The organism is Sphingobium sp. 22B, assembly GCF_001580035.1.
GTDB classification, from domain to species: Bacteria; Pseudomonadota; Alphaproteobacteria; order Sphingomonadales; family Sphingomonadaceae; genus Sphingobium; species Sphingobium fuliginis.
The window spans coordinates 55393-71151 of sequence record NZ_LTAB01000014.1 but is presented as its reverse complement, the minus strand read 5'-3'; the positions used below and the strand labels follow the sequence as shown (position 1 = coordinate 71151).

The following is a 15759-nucleotide window of genomic DNA, read 5'->3' as shown; positions in this document are numbered from 1 at the left end:
TTCGAAGCGCTCAATTCCCTGCATCGCATAAAGCAAGGGAAAGCTTTGATGAAATATCTCCTCCTCGGCGCGGCGGCAGTTGCGCTGGCCGCAGGCGCGTCCGTGGCCCAGACCGGTCAGACGACCGACCCCGCCGCAAAGCCCACCTATGGCAGCTACGGCTTCGACAGCGCCGGCATGGACAGGTCGGTGAAGCCCGGCGACGATTTCTACGACTACGCCAACGGTAGCTGGGCGAAGAACACGCCCATCCCCGCCGACAAGTCCAATTACGGCGCTTTCAACACGCTGGACGATCTGTCCCGCGAACGGACCAAGGCCATTCTCGACGCCGCGCAGGGCGATCCGAACAGCAAGATCGGCAATGCCTATGCCAGCTATCTCGATGCCGCGACGGTGGAGAAGAAGGGCCTGACCCCCGCCAAGCCGTGGCTCGCGAAGATCGGGGCGGTGAAGGACAAGGCGTCCTATGCCCGGCTCGCCGCCGAAGCCGCCCGCGCCGGCATCGACGGCCCCTTCGGCTTCTACGTCAATCAGGACGACAAGGACCCGGAAACCTACATCCTCGTCCTGCACCAGTCGGGCCTGGGCCTGCCCGACCGCGACTTCTACCTGGAACCCGACGCCAAGATGGCGGCGATCCGCACCGCCTATGTCGCGCATCTGGAAAAGATGCTGATCCTCGCGGGGGAAAGTGATGCCAAGGCCCGCGCCGCCGCGCTGATGGCGTTCGAAACGGAAGTGGCCAAGGTCCACTGGACCCAGGTCGACAGCCGCGACGCCGACAAGACCTATAACAAGATGACGCTGGCTGATCTGCAAAAGGCCGCGCCGGGCTTCGACTTCGCCGCCTTTTTCGCCGCCAACAGGCTCGCGCCCAAGGATCTGCTGGTGTCGCAGCCCAGCGCCGTGGCCGGGGAAGCCGCGCTGATCGCCAGGGCGCCGGTCGGCGTGCTCAAGGACGCGCTGCTGCTGCGCACGCTGCACGGCTTTGCCGACCAGTTGCCGGACGCGGTCGCCAATGAGAATTTCGCCTTCTACGGCACCACCCTCTCAGGCACGCCGGAGCGCGAGGCGCGCTGGAAGCGGGCGGTGGACTTCCTCAAATCCTCCATGGGAGAGGAAGTGGGCAAGGTCTATGTCGCCAAATATTTTCCGCCCGAAACCAAGGCGGCGATGGACCAGCTCGTCAAGAATGTGATCGCCGCCATGGGCCGCCGCATCGACGGTCTCACCTGGATGAGCGACGCCGCCAAGGCCCGCGCCCACAAGAAGCTGGCGGCCTTCACGCCCAAGATCGGCTATCCGGACAAATGGCGCGACTATAGCGGCCTGACGATGCAGCGCGGCGACCTGTTCGGCAATGCGCTGCGGTCGAACCAGTATGAGTTCGACTATCAGATGGGCAAGCTCGGCAAGCCCATCTACCGCTGGGAATGGGGCATGACCCCGATGGAGATCAACGCCTACGCCAATTTCGGCATGGTGGAGATCGTCTTCCCTGCCGCCATCCTGCAGCCGCCCTTCTTCGACCCCCATGCCGATCCGGCGGTCAATTATGGCGGCATCGGCGCGGTGATCGGCCATGAACTCAGCCATCATTTCGACGATCAGGGCGCGAAATATGATGAGACCGGCAAGCTCAACCAATGGTGGAGCGATCAGGACGTCGCCAATTTCAAGGCGCTGACCGACAGGCTGGTCAAGCAATATGACGCCTATGAACCCTTCCCGGGCGCGCATGTGAAGGGCGCCTTCACGCTGGGCGAGAATATCGGGGACCTGGCCGGAGTCGCGGTGGCGCTCGACGCCTATCATGCGTCGTTGGGCGGCAAGCCCGCGCCGGTGATCGACGGCACCACCGGCGACGAGCGCTTCTTCCTGGGCTGGGCGCAGGTGTGGCGGCGCAATTATCGCGAACCCAATCTGCGCCAGCGGCTCGTCACCGATCCGCATTCGCCGTCGCAATATCGTACCGACACCGTACGCAACTTCGATCAGTGGTATGCGGCTTTCAAGCCTGATGCGGGCGGCAAGATCTATCTTGCACCGCAAGATCGCGTGAAGATCTGGTAAGGATATGGAGCGGGGGCCGGAAGTGATTCCGGCCCCATTTTCGTTCTTGTTACGTAATGATTTCATCGGACGATGAATCGTGAGTTACAGACGATTAACCGCATTTTCTTTGTTGACCGTCTCTTAAATGCAACATTTTGTCGGATCGCCCTTTAATCGGTTCAACCTCTTCCTCAGCTTGGCGTTCAAAGTCTGTGCAAGTTTGAGGAGAAGCATTTTGACGGGTCTGAAATCAATCATTCTGAAAAGCGGCATGGCTTCGATCGCGCTGGCGGTCGCAGGCCCGGCGCTGGCGCAGGGCGCTGCCGCTCCCGCCGCCCCGGCTGCTCCAGCGGCGGCGGGCGCGAGCACGTTCAGCGATGCGGAGATCAAGCAGTTCGCCGCCGCTGCGGTCGAGGTGACGAAGATCCAGCAGGATACGTCCATCGCGGAAGCCGACAAGCAGCCCAAGATGCTGGCCGCGCTTCAGGCGTCCGGCATTCCGCCGGAAAAGTTCAACCAGATCGGCCAGGCGGCTGCGGCTGACCCCGCGCTCCAGCAGAAGATCCAGGCGGCGGCTCCGTCCGCGCCCGCCGCTCCGGCGGCGCCTGCGGCCGGTGCGGCTCCGGCTTCGCCGGCCACGCCGCCCGCCCAGTAAACGCGGCGTTGGAAGCATCATTGCATTGGGGGAGGTCATCGGCCTAAGCAGCGGCCATGACCTCTCCCGTCTGGCACCCTTTTTTCCAGCATGGCTTGAACGAGCCGATCCCCCTTGTCCGCCGGGCCGAGGGAGCTTTGCTGCATCTGGCCGACGGCAGCACGCTGATCGACTGCATTTCAAGCTGGTGGGTCACGACCCACGGCCATTGCCATCCCCGGATCGCCGCGGCGATCGCCGGGCAGGCCGGGCGGCTCGACCAGCTGATCTTCGCCGGCTACACCCATGAACCAGCGGAGGAGGTGGCGCGCGGGCTGATCGAACTGGCCCCCAGGGCCGCGGATCGCGACCCCCTCGCTCATGTCTTCTTCTCGGACAGCGGCTCCACGGCGGTCGAAGTGGCGCTGAAAATGGCGCTTGGCTACTGGCACAACCGGGCGCTGGACGGCCTTTCCGACCCGCGCCACCGCATCCTCGTCCTCCAGCACAGCTATCATGGCGACACCATCGGCGCCATGTCGGTGGGGGAACGCGGAGTCTATAACGCCGCCTGGTCGCCGCTGCTGTTCGATGTGGACACGATCCCCTTTCCCCATGAGGGCAAGGAACAGGCGACGCTCGACGCGCTGGAGGCCGCCTGCGCGCAAAGGCCGGCCGCCTTCATCGTCGAACCGCTGATCCTGGGGGCAGGGGGGATGCTGATCTACCCGCCTTCCGTCCTGCGGGACATGGCGGCGATCTGCGCGCGCCACGACGTCCTTTTCATCGCGGACGAGGTGATGACCGGCTGGGGCCGCACCGGCGCCCTTTTCGCCTGCGATCAGGCCGGCGTGGTGCCGGACATCATGGCCGTGGCGAAGGGCATTACCGGCGGCGCGATCCCGCTCGCCGCGACGCTCGCCACGCCGCGCATCTTCGACGCGCACAGGTCCACCGACCGCGCCCGCCTTTTCTACCATTCCAGCAGCTACACGGCCAACGCCATCGCCTGCGCCGCCGCCGCCGCCAATCTCGCCATCTGGCGGGAGGAGGATGTGCTTGGCCGCATCGCGACTCTCGGCCAGGCCATGGCGGATCGACTCGAAGAACTCGACGCGCATCCCGCCTTTGCCAAGGCTCGCCGGCTGGGCGCCATCGCCGCCATCGACCTGATCACGCCGGACGCCGGCTATCTGTCCGACGTCGCGCCGCGCCTGCGCGCCTTTGCCCATGAAAACGGCCTCTTGCTGCGGCCGCTGGGAAACACCATCTATCTGATGCCGCCCTATTGCCTTGACGCAGATCAGCTCGATCACGTCTTCGCGGTGCTTCAAAAAGCCGGTGAAAAGTTCGGACGTCCCGCCTGACTTTCTTTTTCCGCATTTTGGCGCTATGGCGGCGCGATTTTTCGGCTTTCCAGGATATTATGGCAAAAGAAGAACTGCTTGAAATGCGCGGACAGGTTGTGGAGCTCCTCCCCAACGCCATGTTCCGCGTGCGGCTTGAAAATGATCACGAGATCCTCGGCCACACTGCCGGCAAGATGCGCAAGAATCGCATCCGCGTGCTGGTGGGCGACGAAGTGCTGGTCGAACTGACCCCCTACGACCTGACCAAGGGTCGGATCACCTACCGCTTCAAATAAGCCGCCTCACGCATGCGGCTCATCCTTGCTTCGGCTTCTCCCAGACGGTGTGAACTTCTGGGTCAGATCGGCGCGTCTCCGGACGCGGTGGACCCGGCCGACCTCGACGAAACACCCCGGAAGGGCGAACTTCCCGCCGCCTACGCCGCTCGCGTCGCCGCCGAAAAGGGCGCGCTGGTGGCAGGGCGTCACCCCGGCGCCTTGATCCTGTCTGGCGACACGGTGGTCGCCGCCGGTCGCCGCATCCTGCCCAAGACGGAAACGGAAGCCGAAGCGCGCGAGTGCCTCCAACTCCTGTCCGGCCGCCGCCATCGCGTCTTCAGCGCAATCGCCCTGATCGAGGCGGAGGGCAAGGCCCGCCACCGCCTCTCGACCAATATCGTCACGTTCAAACGGCTCGATCGCGCTGAAATCGAAGCCTATATCGCTTCTGAAGAATGGCGCGGCAAGGCGGGCGGCTATGCGATACAGGGCCGCGCCGCCGGACTCATCCGCGCCATCCAGGGCAGCCACAGCGCGATCATGGGTCTGCCCCTCTACGAAACCCGCGCGCTGCTCAAGGCAGCGGGCTATCCACTGGACTAACCGCACATGGCCGAATGGCTCTACGAAGAAGGCATTGGCGAGGCCCGCGCCGCGCTGATCGAAAAGGGCCGGCTGGTCGAAGCGCAGATCGAACGGGAAAGCGACGCCGCCCGTGCCGGTGCGGTGATGCAGGGCAAGCTGATCCGCACCGTCATCCCGAAGAAGCGCGGCATCGCCCGCCTGATCTCCGGCGAAGAGGTTCTGGTCGAACCCATCCCGCCGAAGATCGCGGAGGGCGCGACAATCCTCCTCGAAATCCTGCGCGAAGCCATCCCGGAGGAAGGGCGCGCCAAGCTCGCCAAGGCGCGCATCGCCCAGCCCGGCTCCAAGGCGCATCCTGCCCCCAGCCTGCTCCAGCGCCTGCGCGCCACCGGGCTGCCCATCGTCCCTTGCCCCGCGCATGAGGAAGACCGCTTCGAAGCCCATGGCTGGAGCGAACTGATGGAAGAGGCGATCTCCGGCGAGATCGGCACGGAGGAAGCGGCGCTGCGCATCTTCCCCACGCCCGCGATGATCCTGATCGACGTCGACGGCTCCCTGCCCCCGGCCAAGCTCGGCCCCAAGGGCGCGAAGCTGGCGGCGCAGGCGATCCGCCGCATGGGCCTGACCGGATCGATCGGCATCGACCTGCCGACGATGAACAACAAGGACGAGCGCGCCGTCGCCTCCGCTCAGATCGACAAATATCTGCCGCTCCCCTTCGAGCGCACGGCGGTCAACGGCTTCGGCTTCGTCCAGATCATCCGCCGCCGGGAACGCATGAACCTCATGGAACTGCTCCGCGCCGACCCGGTCGAGACGGCGGCCCTGGCGCTGCTGCGCCGCGCCGAGCGCCACGGCAATGGCGGTCCGGCGACGATCACGGCAGCGCCTGCGATCATCGACCGCCTGCACAAGGCGACCGACTGGATCGAACAGCTCGCCAAACGCCGCGGCGGCGTGATCGGCTTGAAGGCGGACGCGGCACTGACCATATCGGCCGGCCATGTCTCCTAAAGCCTCCTCCTGCCCGATCTGCGGCCAGCCCTCGCACCCCGAAACCCGCCCTTTCTGCGGAAAGGCCTGCCGCGATCGCGACCTTCTGCAATGGCTGGGCGAGGGCTACCGCGTCCCCGGCGCACCCGCTTCGGACGAGATGAAAAAAAGTGACGAAGATGGGGTAGACAGCACCCCGGCCTGATGCCTATAGGCACGCCTCACCAAACGACAGGTGGTCCTCACCGTCGCCCGTGCCCGGGTAGCTCAGTTGGTAGAGCATGCGACTGAAAATCGCAGTGTCGGCGGTTCGACTCCGTCCCCGGGCACCATTTACCTGTATGATTGCGTTTGTCTCCGTCTTTACAAATGGCGGATTTCTGCGGTAAATCAGGCATCCTCCGTTTGCTTGCGTCAGTTGGCGTATGCCTGCAACGCAATCCAAATGGGGGCCAAATTGGGGGCTGAAATCAGTTGGCCCCCTGCCGCAGGAAGGGTGGCCCCCAATGGCGCTGACGGATACCGCGATCAGAAACGCGAAAGCGAAGGATAAGCCATATAAGCTGGGCGACTCAGGTGGTCTGTTTCTCTTAGTGCAACCGGCCGGCGGAAAGCTCTGGCGCCTCAAGTACCGGGTTGAGGGCAAAGAGAAGAAGCTGGGCTTCGGCACCTATCCCGATGTGAGCCTTGCCGAAGCCCGAAAGCGGCGGGATGCCGCAAAGGCAGAGCTTGCCAATGGGAAAGACCCTAGCGTCGAGAAGGCCCGCCGGAAGGCTCAAAGCCAGATTTTGGCAGGCAACACCTTCGCCACAGTGGCGGCCGAGTTCATCAACAAGCGCACGAAAGAAGGCTGGTCGCTCTCAACTCAGGAAAAGGCCGGTTATCTCCTTGGGCATCTCAACCCGACGTTGGGCAAGATGCCGGTGTCCGAGATTGTCCCCGCCGACTTGCTGCCCATCCTCAGACGGGCCGAATCCAAGGGCAAACTGGAGACGGCGCGGCGGCTGCTCCAGTTCTCTAGCCAGGTTTTCCGTTATGCCGTTGCCACGACGCGCCTGGCATCCGATCCCACCCGCGACCTGAAAGGGGCGCTGATCGCACCAAAGGCCAAGCATCACGGCGCGATTATCGATCCGGTCCAAGTGGGCGCCCTGCTGCGCGCGATTGATGGCTATGAGGGCCATTTCGTGACCCTCTATGCCTTGAAGCTGTCCCCGCATGTGTTCGTCCGCCCGGGCGAACTGCGCGCGGCGGTGTGGGCTGAGTTCGATTTCGAGGGTGCGGTGTGGACCATCCCTGCCGAAAAGATGAAGATGCGCAAGCCGCATCACGTTCCGCTTTCTCTTCAGGCGCTGGAGTTGCTGAGGGCGCTTCGCGACCTGACCGGCGGCGGCCCGCTCGGGCTTGCATTCCCTTCGATCCGATCCACCGCCCGCCCTATGTCCGAAAACACGGTCAATGCGGCCCTGCGCCGGCTGGGCTTCACCGGTGACGAAATGACCGCACACGGCTTCCGCGCCATGGCGTCGACGCTGCTAAATGAGAGCGGCAGATGGCATCCCGACGCGATCGAACGCGCCTTAGCCCATCAGGACGCCGACAATGTGCGCGCCGCCTATCATCGCGGCGCGCATTGGAAAGAGCGTGTCGAAATGGCCCAGTGGTGGAGCGATCATCTCGACCTACTTCGAAGGGGCGCGAATGTCGTTCCGTTTCCTAGCAGTGGGGAAGTTGCGTGACGCAGGAAATCGAGCACGCACTGTTGCGTCAATTCATCCGCTTTGGGATTCCACCTACGCCGCGTGACTGTACGGTCAGGAGCTATATACATGAGAGTGACTTGGCCGCTCTTCACAAACGGCGAGCGCAGCCGCAAGGTACCCACGGGGCGATCACTGAGAGCGTATTCCAGCGCGAACTGAAGCGATTGGAGGATGAATTTCAGGCCGATATAGAAAAGCTGCGTAGCGCCCCGCACAGTTATCGATATTGGCGCCCCACCGCAGACGATTGGCGCCGCCTGGCTATTTGCCAGGCCATGTACGCGCATGAGTCTGATAGGGCTGAATCCGCACTGCTTGCCCCTTTGCCAAAGAAGAGCCGCGGTCGACCGAAGGCCGATATGTGGAGCCGGGCTCACTTTGTTTATTCCGCCCGCGCCTTAATCGCGAAGCAACAGGGCATATCTGCAAGGGACGTTCCGCAAAAGGCCGCGTCAGAAAAAGCGGCCGCGTTGATCGCAATGGCTGCCCGGAATGGCGATTGGTTGGGATGTGTTCCCAGTGCTGCCACCATCGAGGAAGCATGGGCTAGCCTCCATATCGACGAGTACGACGAAGACGGTGAACCGAAATCACCCGAATTTCCGGCGTGGATGCGCACTAGGTTCGATATCCACGATCACTTATCCGCAATCGAAAGAGCCGCTGATCGGCTTGGTTTGCAGAACCAACTCCCGGCCGATGTGAATGATTTCCTGAGTTGGGCCGATGGGCGCATACACAGCAGCGAACGCTTTGCTTCAATGCCGCGAAGCTGGGCCGACTATCATCAGCAGCTTGCCGAGTTGCCATCAAAGACGCAGGAGAAATATCGGACTGCAATGGACGATTACCTTAAACTCGGCAGTTAGGAATAATCATCAGGATCAGCATATTTTAGCCTAACCGCGAATCGCGGAAACCGATCTCCGAAGCAAAGGAGGTCAAATGGTTGAACAACCTTGGAAATCGATACCCGCAACGGGGCCACTGCTACGCCCGGCGCAGGCCGCTGAGTATCTCGGTTATAAGAGTCGGAGTCATTATTACACGTTGGCGCAGCAGGGCCGCGTGCCAACTCCAATCCACATAGGCGGCAGCGCCGCTGGCGTGCCGAAGCCCTGGCTTGATGCCATTATCGCGGCGGCCGCAGCATGACGACGGCTGCTATCGAAGAGGCCAAACGGGCCAGCGCCGATATAAAGAGCGCCAATGCCGTTGCAGAAGCTGAACGCGGCAAGCTGCTCACTTTGCGACGCCAGAAAACGGACGAAGCGGAGGAGCGACTCCAGCTTCGTGAGGCTGAAGACGCCGATGCGGCGAAGCGGTTATTGGATGGCGACGGCGCCGCGCCAGATAAACCGCGGCGACGAAACCGGCTGGCGAAACTAGACGAAAACGCGCCGGTCCTTTCTGCGGCGATCAAGTTGCAGGAAAGTCGCGTTGCTGAGGCTGAAGCGGCAATAGCGCCGCTACAGGTCCCGCTTGTAGCCGCATCGCTGCGTATTGTCGCCGATGTGCAAGGCGATGCCATAGCCGGAATCCGCGAAGTGTTGGGCCAGTTGGCGCCCCTTGCCGCCCACCTGCTGGCTGCTGATCAGATCATGGCCGCCACAGTGGGCACAGGCAGTTTTCCCGTGCCGCGCGGTGCCCCCATGCCAATCAAAGGCTCGCAGCTACTCAGCAGCTTTCTCAAAGGCATACCAGAGCCGCTGAGGCCGGACTCGCTGAAAACCGACGAACTTGGCGCTGCTGCCCATGCGATTTCGCAACCGATCATTTCAGAGGTGAAAGGAAACCAGAATGACTGACATGCTTTATGCAATTCATCGGCTTGGAGTCAGCGATCCTGACGTGGAACTAGTCGCAACCGGCGACTGGAATCCCGACGGCTCGCCCATTATGAAAAAAGCCACCAAGAGCATCCTCGCGGGCAGTTTGTTTCCCGCCAGCCTTTTGGAAGGCGGCGCGGCGGAAGTGCAGCGTCTGATCGATCTTGGCGCCATCCGGTATCCGGACGCTGCTGAACTGGCTCTTTTCGAACGCAACCGTGGGGAGACTTGAGTAATGGCTGATCGTAACCAAGTGGCCGCGATCACGGCAGCAGCCCGGCAAATGCGCCAACCCAATGCCAATGCCAATGCCAACGCGGATGATGCTGAGGTGATTCGGTCTCTCAAATCCATGGGCCTCATCAACGGAGAAACCAGCGTTCCCGAACATGAGACGGCCAAACAGACAGAAAGCCGCCGCGCGACCGATGCGGAAATCATCGAATCGCTCAAAGCCATGGGCATGATCGGAGATGATAAATGAGCTGGCGCTGGACGTCGGATTCTTGGGTGTCGCCCTCACGGGCGGCGGCTAAACGACGCCACTTCACTCATTTACATCCTCAGCAGCCTAGCGGCGAAAAAGCCTGTCTGGCGTTGAAGATACGCCAACGGGAGGAAGCGTTTGAAAACTTGGCCGTCGTGGGGGCACGGATGGCAGAAAGGTTATTGCCCCGGTGAATCAACGTGTCGACCTCACAGGATGGAAGCTGTGGCAGCGACGCAGACGGAAGGAATTACGTGCTGCATCCGTGATGGATCTTTCCGGCTGCACCAGGCTGGCACTCAATGAGACGCGATGCAGGGCGAAAATCGCTGAGGTGTTGGGTAAGCCGGCAGCCATAGCCATGAACCTCCAGCCTTGCCTCGCAGAACATACCAGCGACCTCGAATTCGGCTTCGTGCTGCTTGACCCAGTCGACCGGGCAACTTGGTTGGCGCTGGCCGGTGTCCCCGGTCTTCTGCGTCCGCTGGAGCGAGCCTAACGCTCATCATCAAACACGGGGAACCCCATAAACAACGCCGACCGGGATGCGGTCCCAGTCGGCGCGTGCTTTCAAGGTAATGGAGACAGGTATCCTGATACCACTTTGAAGGCCGTTTTGCAAGGCCATCGAGATGAAGCTTCTCACCGACGATTTCGATATTTTTCTGACGCCAGCGCATTCTCAAATGCTCGACACCGTCAGGCCATTCGTTACCGCAGGGTTCGCCCTGCATTGGCTACACAACAAATCAAAGCGACCGATCGGCGATAACTGGCAGGAACGTCCGGTCGCCACATTCGACACACTGCGGCGCCGCTACCATGCCGACAACAATGTCGGCGTGCGACTCGGTGAATTCTCACGTGTCGGCGGCGGCTACCTCCATGTGCTCGACCTGGATATCCGCAAACCCGAGATGGCGAGCGTGGCGTGGGCGGAACTGCGCTCTCTGTTGCCAGGTATTCCGCTGGATACCTTCCCGACGGTCATTTCCGGCTCCGGCGGCGAGTCGCGACACATCTATTTCATCACCGAGCGCCCGTTCCGCTCCAAAAAACTGGCGAGAAGTGAGGGTTGGGAGATTGTTTTCGACCTCAAAAAGGGTCGCGAAGTCCGCAAGCATGACTGGGAAATCGAGTTCTTCGGTACCGGCAAACAGGTTGCCATGCCGCCGTCGATCCACCCGGTTACCGGTCAACCGTACCGCTGGGAGCGCGAATTCGATTTCGCCGGGCTGGATTTCGGTGACGCGCCGACCATTTCCAGCGACGTGCTCGACGCCGCCGGCGCAGCCACCGACCCGGATGACGATTTCGAGGTCAACGACAACCACCTGGAACTGAGCGAGGACGAAGCGCGCGTTATTCTGACCCTGCTGCCGCTCGACTATTGGTGCGAAGACCGTGACGGGTGGCGCAGCGTCGGCATGGCCCTGAAACATGAGTTCGGGGACGCCGGTTACGACCTGTGGGAGGAATTCTCGAAGCAGTCGACCAAGTTCGACGCTAAAAATCAGCGCGCTGTCTGGAAATCGTTCAAGGGTAAGACGAAGCGGCCCATTCGCATGGCTACGCTAAAGGCGGCTGCGAATGAGGCACGGTGGAAAACAGACCCCGACGAATTCGATGATGTGGACGATCTTCCAAAGCCGCCGAATTCCCGGAAATCGAACGACATTGACGCGCTAAGCGAAGCGGAGAACCGAACAACGAGGCGGCTCAATCGTCGTCATGCTGTCGTCGCCGTCCGTGGGCGCACGCTGATTACGACCGAACGAGAGGATGGCAGCGTCGATTTCGGTACGGTTCGGGATATCCACGCCTATTACGAAAACGATCGGGTTGCGGCCGGTGATGGGAAAACCGAACCTGCATCTCGAAAGTGGATGCGAGATCCTGAACGCCGGACCTATCCCGGCGGCGTGACCTTCGCCCCCGGCGGCTGTCCCAAAACGACTCTGAACCTGTGGCGAGGGTGGGCGGTCGAACCGGACGAAACCGCATCGTGCAGCCTGTTCCTGAGCCACATCCATCACGTGGTCTGCGACGGCAACCGGGAACACGCAGAATGGGTGATCGGCTGGCTCGCTCACATGGTGCAGCGGCCGGAAGAAAAACCAGGTGTGGCACTGGTGCTCCGCGGGGCGAAGGGGGCCGGTAAGGACACGGTTGCCGATTACGTCGCATGTATGATCGGTCGTCGGCACGCGCCTACTGTGGCGGAATCCGACCACATCGTCGGCAAGTTCAATGCCCGACTTGAAAACGCGCTGCTGCTGCATGTGCAGGAAGGTAGCTGGGCTGGAGACCGTAAGGCCGAAGGGGTGCTGAAATACCTTGTCACGTCCGACAGGATCGAAATCGAGCGGAAGGGCATCGACTCCATCAATCTGCCCAGCGTCCTGCGGCTGTTTATCTCGGCAAACGCCGAATGGGTTGTCCCCGCTAGCGCCGACGAACGCCGGTGGGCTGTTTTTGAGGTTTCGGAGCGGCGGCGCGGCGATGAAGCCTATTTCGGCGCATTGCGTGCCGAGATGAACGGTCACGGCCCTGCCGCTCTGCTGCATTACCTTCGCAATTACGACCTTTCGGGCTTCAGCGTCCGCAAGGCGCCGGAAACGGAAGGGCTGCGCAACCAGAAGCTGGCGAGCCTCCGGAGTGTCGAATTGTGGTGGTTCGAGATCCTGAACCGCAGCGCGTTTCCTGGTGAATGGGACGACGGTGAGGGCTGGGAATCATCCACGCAGACCGTCGGTCGCGACTCCTTGCGCCGCAACTATGTCGAGTGGATGAAGGGGCGGCGGTACGACGGCGAAGCGGTGGAAGAGAGGTATTTCGGCCGGCGACTTCGTGACATGCTGCCGGAATTGCAGGATCGCCGGCCGGCTGCCAAGGCTGGCGTTACCCGGTCACGGCAATACGAGTTCCCGCCGTTAGATGTTTGCCGGGCTGCCTTTGAGCGGTGGATGGGGCAGGCGGTGGACTGGGATTTGGAGGGCTGATGGTGCAGGCCGCATTTACCCTGCACGTCCCAACCTTCCTAAGCAGACCAGATCCTTCGCTTCCAATCTAAATATAACTAGTGGTTGTATTCCGTATTGGAATATGCCATATAGGCATCACGGACGCTCTGACGTTCGCGCCATAGTCAGTAAATGAAGCAATCGAAACGAAACGAACCGAGATAGTCCAACCGGGCGAAACGAAACGAAGCGAACCCAACAGGAGACAGAAAATGGCGAACAGAACCATATGCCTGCCTAGCAGGCCATCAATCGTTGGAGCTCGACAGCCATGGATGCTGCCTTTGAAATAGATGTAACTGACCACCTTGCTGCTGATGCAGAGGGGTGGACCGCTGAAGATTATGACAAGCTGGTCGCACTGATCGAATTGATCGAGGAAAGTGGATTCGAGAGCATCGCTGGTACGCTGCTGTCGCCCGTCGATTGGTTCACGCTGGAGTTCATCGAGCCGGGAGAAACCCCGGAGATGCTTTGGGCCAAGGTGTTCATTCACGGCGAAGGCGCAGACCACGCCGTGCAGATCAGACATAAGAATGGGAAGATCGAAGTCGACAGCGGCTGAAGATCGGAGTGATTACAATGTCGAATGAAACCGTTGGAGCCGGGGGCTGGAGGCAAAAGTTGCAGCCGCGCGATCGCGGCCGTGTGGATGCGCTGAAGGCGCAGTTGGCGCCCGGTGCTTCCATGTTCCGCGCCATGCGTGAAAAGCTGGGCCTGACGCAGGTCCAGGCAGCACTGCGCCTGCAGACAAGTCAGGCGAATGTGTCGAAGATGGAAAAGCGCCCAACTGCGGATCTATCGCAGATCCAGAAGCTGGCCGGCGATGATTATGAAGTCGTTGTCGTATTGCGCCCCAAGCACCATAAGGAAAAGGAGCTAGAGTTCGCGGTTTGACAGCGTGCTTCAGATTACTGTGCGTTTCTGCGTTCGGTGGAAGCAGGTCCCTTATCTCCGTTAAAGAATTGTACGGCCGGGACTGCAGAGAAATTCGACCGGGAACTGAGCATAGCCGCTTATAATAGTCGTTCTTCCCGCCGTTTTCGCGCACGATAACCGTGTACACGCGCTCGCAGTTGATCGATCCAACCTGGCCGATGTTCGATCCGGTCATAGCTGTCACGATCGCCGGCCAGCAAATCGATTCGGCTCTTTTGGCTAAGTGCCTCCCATCCGTCATACATGATGTAAAGCGCATTGCCGTATCGTGCGTTTTCAAATGCGACAAAATCGTCACCGAACTTGGCACCGAAATAGCGCAGAAAACCGTCCGTTCCGGTGATGTAAGCCTCGGGTTTAAGCCGCTGCATCACGGTCACACGCTCCTTCATCACGGCCTCCTGTATTGAGGTCACCGGCCGTTTGCCACGGAGCATCGCAGCGACCACCTCGTCAATCGTGAGGGAGCCTGGAGGCAGCAATTGCCAATCCACCTTCACACTCAGCGCGTAATCGGCAAGTGACGTGCCACTCTCGAAGATGTCTGCAGCGCCGACATTCTCTTGAAGAAGGTTCAGATTGTACAGGAGTTCCTGTTCGAAATTCGGCGTGCGGCGGCTCAGGACCTGATCGATGGCAAACTTGAGCAAAAACCCGTCGCCGCGTTGCTCAACCAGAGCGATCGACAGGTTGACCTGCTTAGGTGGATACACTTCGCGAATGTATACTTCCCGATCGTGAGAAATATAGTGGTAGCTGCCAGATCCCCAGGATGGCGCCCAAAAGCCATATGACTTCGTGACCTTTGGCAGATCTCTTCGAACCTTCTCCATGCCGTACAAGTTGGCGTTTGAATAGCGGCCGGCAGAGGGAGCGGGCGGTTGTGGCTCGGGAAGGTTAAGGATGCCTTCTTCGATGGAGATACCCAAAGGCGCGAAACGCGCTACATCTGCCGGCGAGATAAGTTTGACAGTCGCTGCGACGACATCGTCCTGGTCGAAGGTAGCCAATCGCTGAAGAACGCTTCCGGGAATTCTCAGGAGGTTTTTGGGCATCGAGATGTCAGGCCTGTGTCGCTACGAATGTCTTTGTAGCTGATAACACACCCGAAATGAGTTTCGCCAACTCAGATTGACGAGCGGGCACCATGCACTCGTCCAACGGCAAGTCATTTAACTTCCACTCGACCGGCGGCGCATCTCCCGAGCCGATCCCCACATATATGCGACGGCCGGGCGCAGCGCGGTGCGTCAGCACATTCCTCATATCGCGCCAGCGTTGGTAGCTTGGATCATCGAAGATGCTAGCAAATGCAGCCAATATGGGATCACCGGGAAACGCTCGCTTATACGCATCATTCGTGTGTGACGGCGAGACGCGCTGCTGCTCCCGTGGGCTTGTCAGAGGAAAGGCCGATGAATCGATGAAAGAGCCAATCGCGAATAGGCCATAGAATAGCGACTCGAAGGCGGAGAAGCCGTTACTGAAAAAATTGAACAGCGCCTCTTCCTGCTGGTAACGTTGTTGTGGAGCTGGGTGCGATCCAAATTTTGCTAAAGATCTCTGGAATGCATCGCCCGCATCAACCGCGCCGTGAAATCGGTAAGCCAGCGCATTCCAAGCGCTCGAATACTGGCGGTACGATGCCGCTCCAGACCACCTTGCGGCGACATCAGCATGAACCGCCTCGTAAGGCTCCGCCGGAAAGTCGACGTGTGGAATGAGTCCGTTAGGCGCCAGCGGCGACATACCCAGCAACCATATGTGATCCTCCATTGACCGGCCAAGCCTGGTGATTGCAGTTAACTATTGCACTGTAAA

At 60.8% G+C, this 15759-nt stretch carries 17 protein-coding genes and 1 tRNA gene; 16 read left to right on the top strand and 2 right to left on the bottom strand.

Features of this window, described 5'->3' with window-relative positions:
- Window positions 1–48 precede the first annotated feature (48 nt).
- The 16 genes from A0J57_RS14080 (at window position 49) to A0J57_RS14005 (ending at window position 13896) form a co-directional block, all read left to right on the top strand.
- A complete protein-coding gene (locus A0J57_RS14080; protein WP_061938632.1) occupies window positions 49–2076 on the top strand; it encodes a M13 family metallopeptidase in 2028 nt (675 codons plus the stop codon).
- Between the two features lie 217 nt (window positions 2077–2293).
- Window positions 2294–2713 carry a DUF4168 domain-containing protein gene (locus A0J57_RS14075; RefSeq protein ID WP_061938629.1) on the top strand — a complete coding sequence of 140 codons (420 nt, stop codon included), beginning with the start codon at window positions 2294–2296 and terminating at the stop codon, window positions 2711–2713.
- Between the two features lie 56 nt (window positions 2714–2769).
- Window positions 2770–4059, top strand: a complete 1290-nt coding sequence (locus A0J57_RS14070) for an adenosylmethionine--8-amino-7-oxononanoate transaminase (protein ID WP_061938624.1) — start codon at window positions 2770–2772, stop codon at window positions 4057–4059.
- Window positions 4060–4118: 59 nt separating this feature from the next.
- Window positions 4119–4337, top strand: a complete 219-nt coding sequence (gene infA, locus A0J57_RS14065; RefSeq protein ID WP_003049127.1) for a translation initiation factor IF-1 — start codon at window positions 4119–4121, stop codon at window positions 4335–4337.
- A gap of 12 nt (window positions 4338–4349) precedes the next feature.
- The gene (locus tag A0J57_RS14060) at window positions 4350–4922 is read left to right on the top strand and encodes a nucleoside triphosphate pyrophosphatase (RefSeq protein WP_061938621.1); all 573 of its coding nucleotides are present in this window, start codon (window positions 4350–4352) and stop codon (window positions 4920–4922) included.
- Between the two features lie 6 nt (window positions 4923–4928).
- Window positions 4929–5918 carry a hypothetical protein gene (locus tag A0J57_RS14055; protein ID WP_061938618.1) on the top strand — a complete coding sequence of 330 codons (990 nt, stop codon included), beginning with the start codon at window positions 4929–4931 and terminating at the stop codon, window positions 5916–5918.
- Window positions 5908–6102, top strand: coding sequence for a DNA gyrase inhibitor YacG (locus A0J57_RS25345; protein ID WP_076605773.1), 195 nt, complete (start codon window positions 5908–5910; stop codon window positions 6100–6102). The genes A0J57_RS14055 and A0J57_RS25345 overlap by 11 nt, the downstream gene beginning before the upstream one ends.
- Before the next feature lie 51 nt (window positions 6103–6153).
- A tRNA-Phe gene (locus A0J57_RS14050) sits at window positions 6154–6229 on the top strand.
- A gap of 174 nt (window positions 6230–6403) precedes the next feature.
- The gene (locus A0J57_RS14045) at window positions 6404–7636 is read left to right on the top strand and encodes an integrase arm-type DNA-binding domain-containing protein (RefSeq protein WP_061938615.1); all 1233 of its coding nucleotides are present in this window, start codon (window positions 6404–6406) and stop codon (window positions 7634–7636) included.
- Window positions 7633–8529: a hypothetical protein gene (locus A0J57_RS14040; protein ID WP_153017853.1), complete on the top strand. Its 897-nt coding sequence runs from the start codon at window positions 7633–7635 to the stop codon at window positions 8527–8529. Before A0J57_RS14045 ends, A0J57_RS14040 begins: the two co-directional genes overlap by 4 nt.
- A gap of 282 nt (window positions 8530–8811) precedes the next feature.
- Window positions 8812–9468 (top strand): hypothetical protein, encoded by a 657-nt coding sequence (locus A0J57_RS14035; protein ID WP_061938610.1) that lies wholly within the window; start codon window positions 8812–8814, stop codon window positions 9466–9468.
- A complete protein-coding gene (locus tag A0J57_RS14030; protein WP_153017852.1) occupies window positions 9461–9721 on the top strand; it encodes a hypothetical protein in 261 nt (86 codons plus the stop codon). The genes A0J57_RS14035 and A0J57_RS14030 overlap by 8 nt, the downstream gene beginning before the upstream one ends.
- 3 nt (window positions 9722–9724) lie before the next feature.
- Complete coding sequence (locus A0J57_RS14025; protein ID WP_153017851.1) at window positions 9725–9973, top strand: hypothetical protein; 249 nt, start codon at window positions 9725–9727, stop codon at window positions 9971–9973.
- A gap of 635 nt (window positions 9974–10608) precedes the next feature.
- Window positions 10609–12978: a PriCT-2 domain-containing protein gene (locus tag A0J57_RS14015; RefSeq protein WP_061938597.1), complete on the top strand. Its 2370-nt coding sequence runs from the start codon at window positions 10609–10611 to the stop codon at window positions 12976–12978.
- Window positions 12979–13270: 292 nt separating this feature from the next.
- Window positions 13271–13564, top strand: coding sequence for a hypothetical protein (locus tag A0J57_RS14010; protein ID WP_061938594.1), 294 nt, complete (start codon window positions 13271–13273; stop codon window positions 13562–13564).
- 17 nt (window positions 13565–13581) lie between these two features.
- Window positions 13582–13896, top strand: coding sequence for a helix-turn-helix transcriptional regulator (locus A0J57_RS14005; RefSeq protein WP_082718741.1), 315 nt, complete (start codon window positions 13582–13584; stop codon window positions 13894–13896).
- A 119-nt stretch (window positions 13897–14015) separates the two neighbouring features.
- On the opposite strand, the gene A0J57_RS14000 is transcribed toward A0J57_RS14005, so the two are convergent.
- Entirely contained in the window at window positions 14016–14993 is a 978-nt protein-coding gene (locus tag A0J57_RS14000) for a hypothetical protein (RefSeq protein WP_061938587.1), read from the bottom strand.
- Window positions 14994–15000: 7 nt separating this feature from the next.
- Window positions 15001–15696 (bottom strand): hypothetical protein, encoded by a 696-nt coding sequence (locus tag A0J57_RS13995; protein WP_153017850.1) that lies wholly within the window; start codon window positions 15694–15696, stop codon window positions 15001–15003.
- Window positions 15697–15759: the final 63 nt, after the last annotated feature.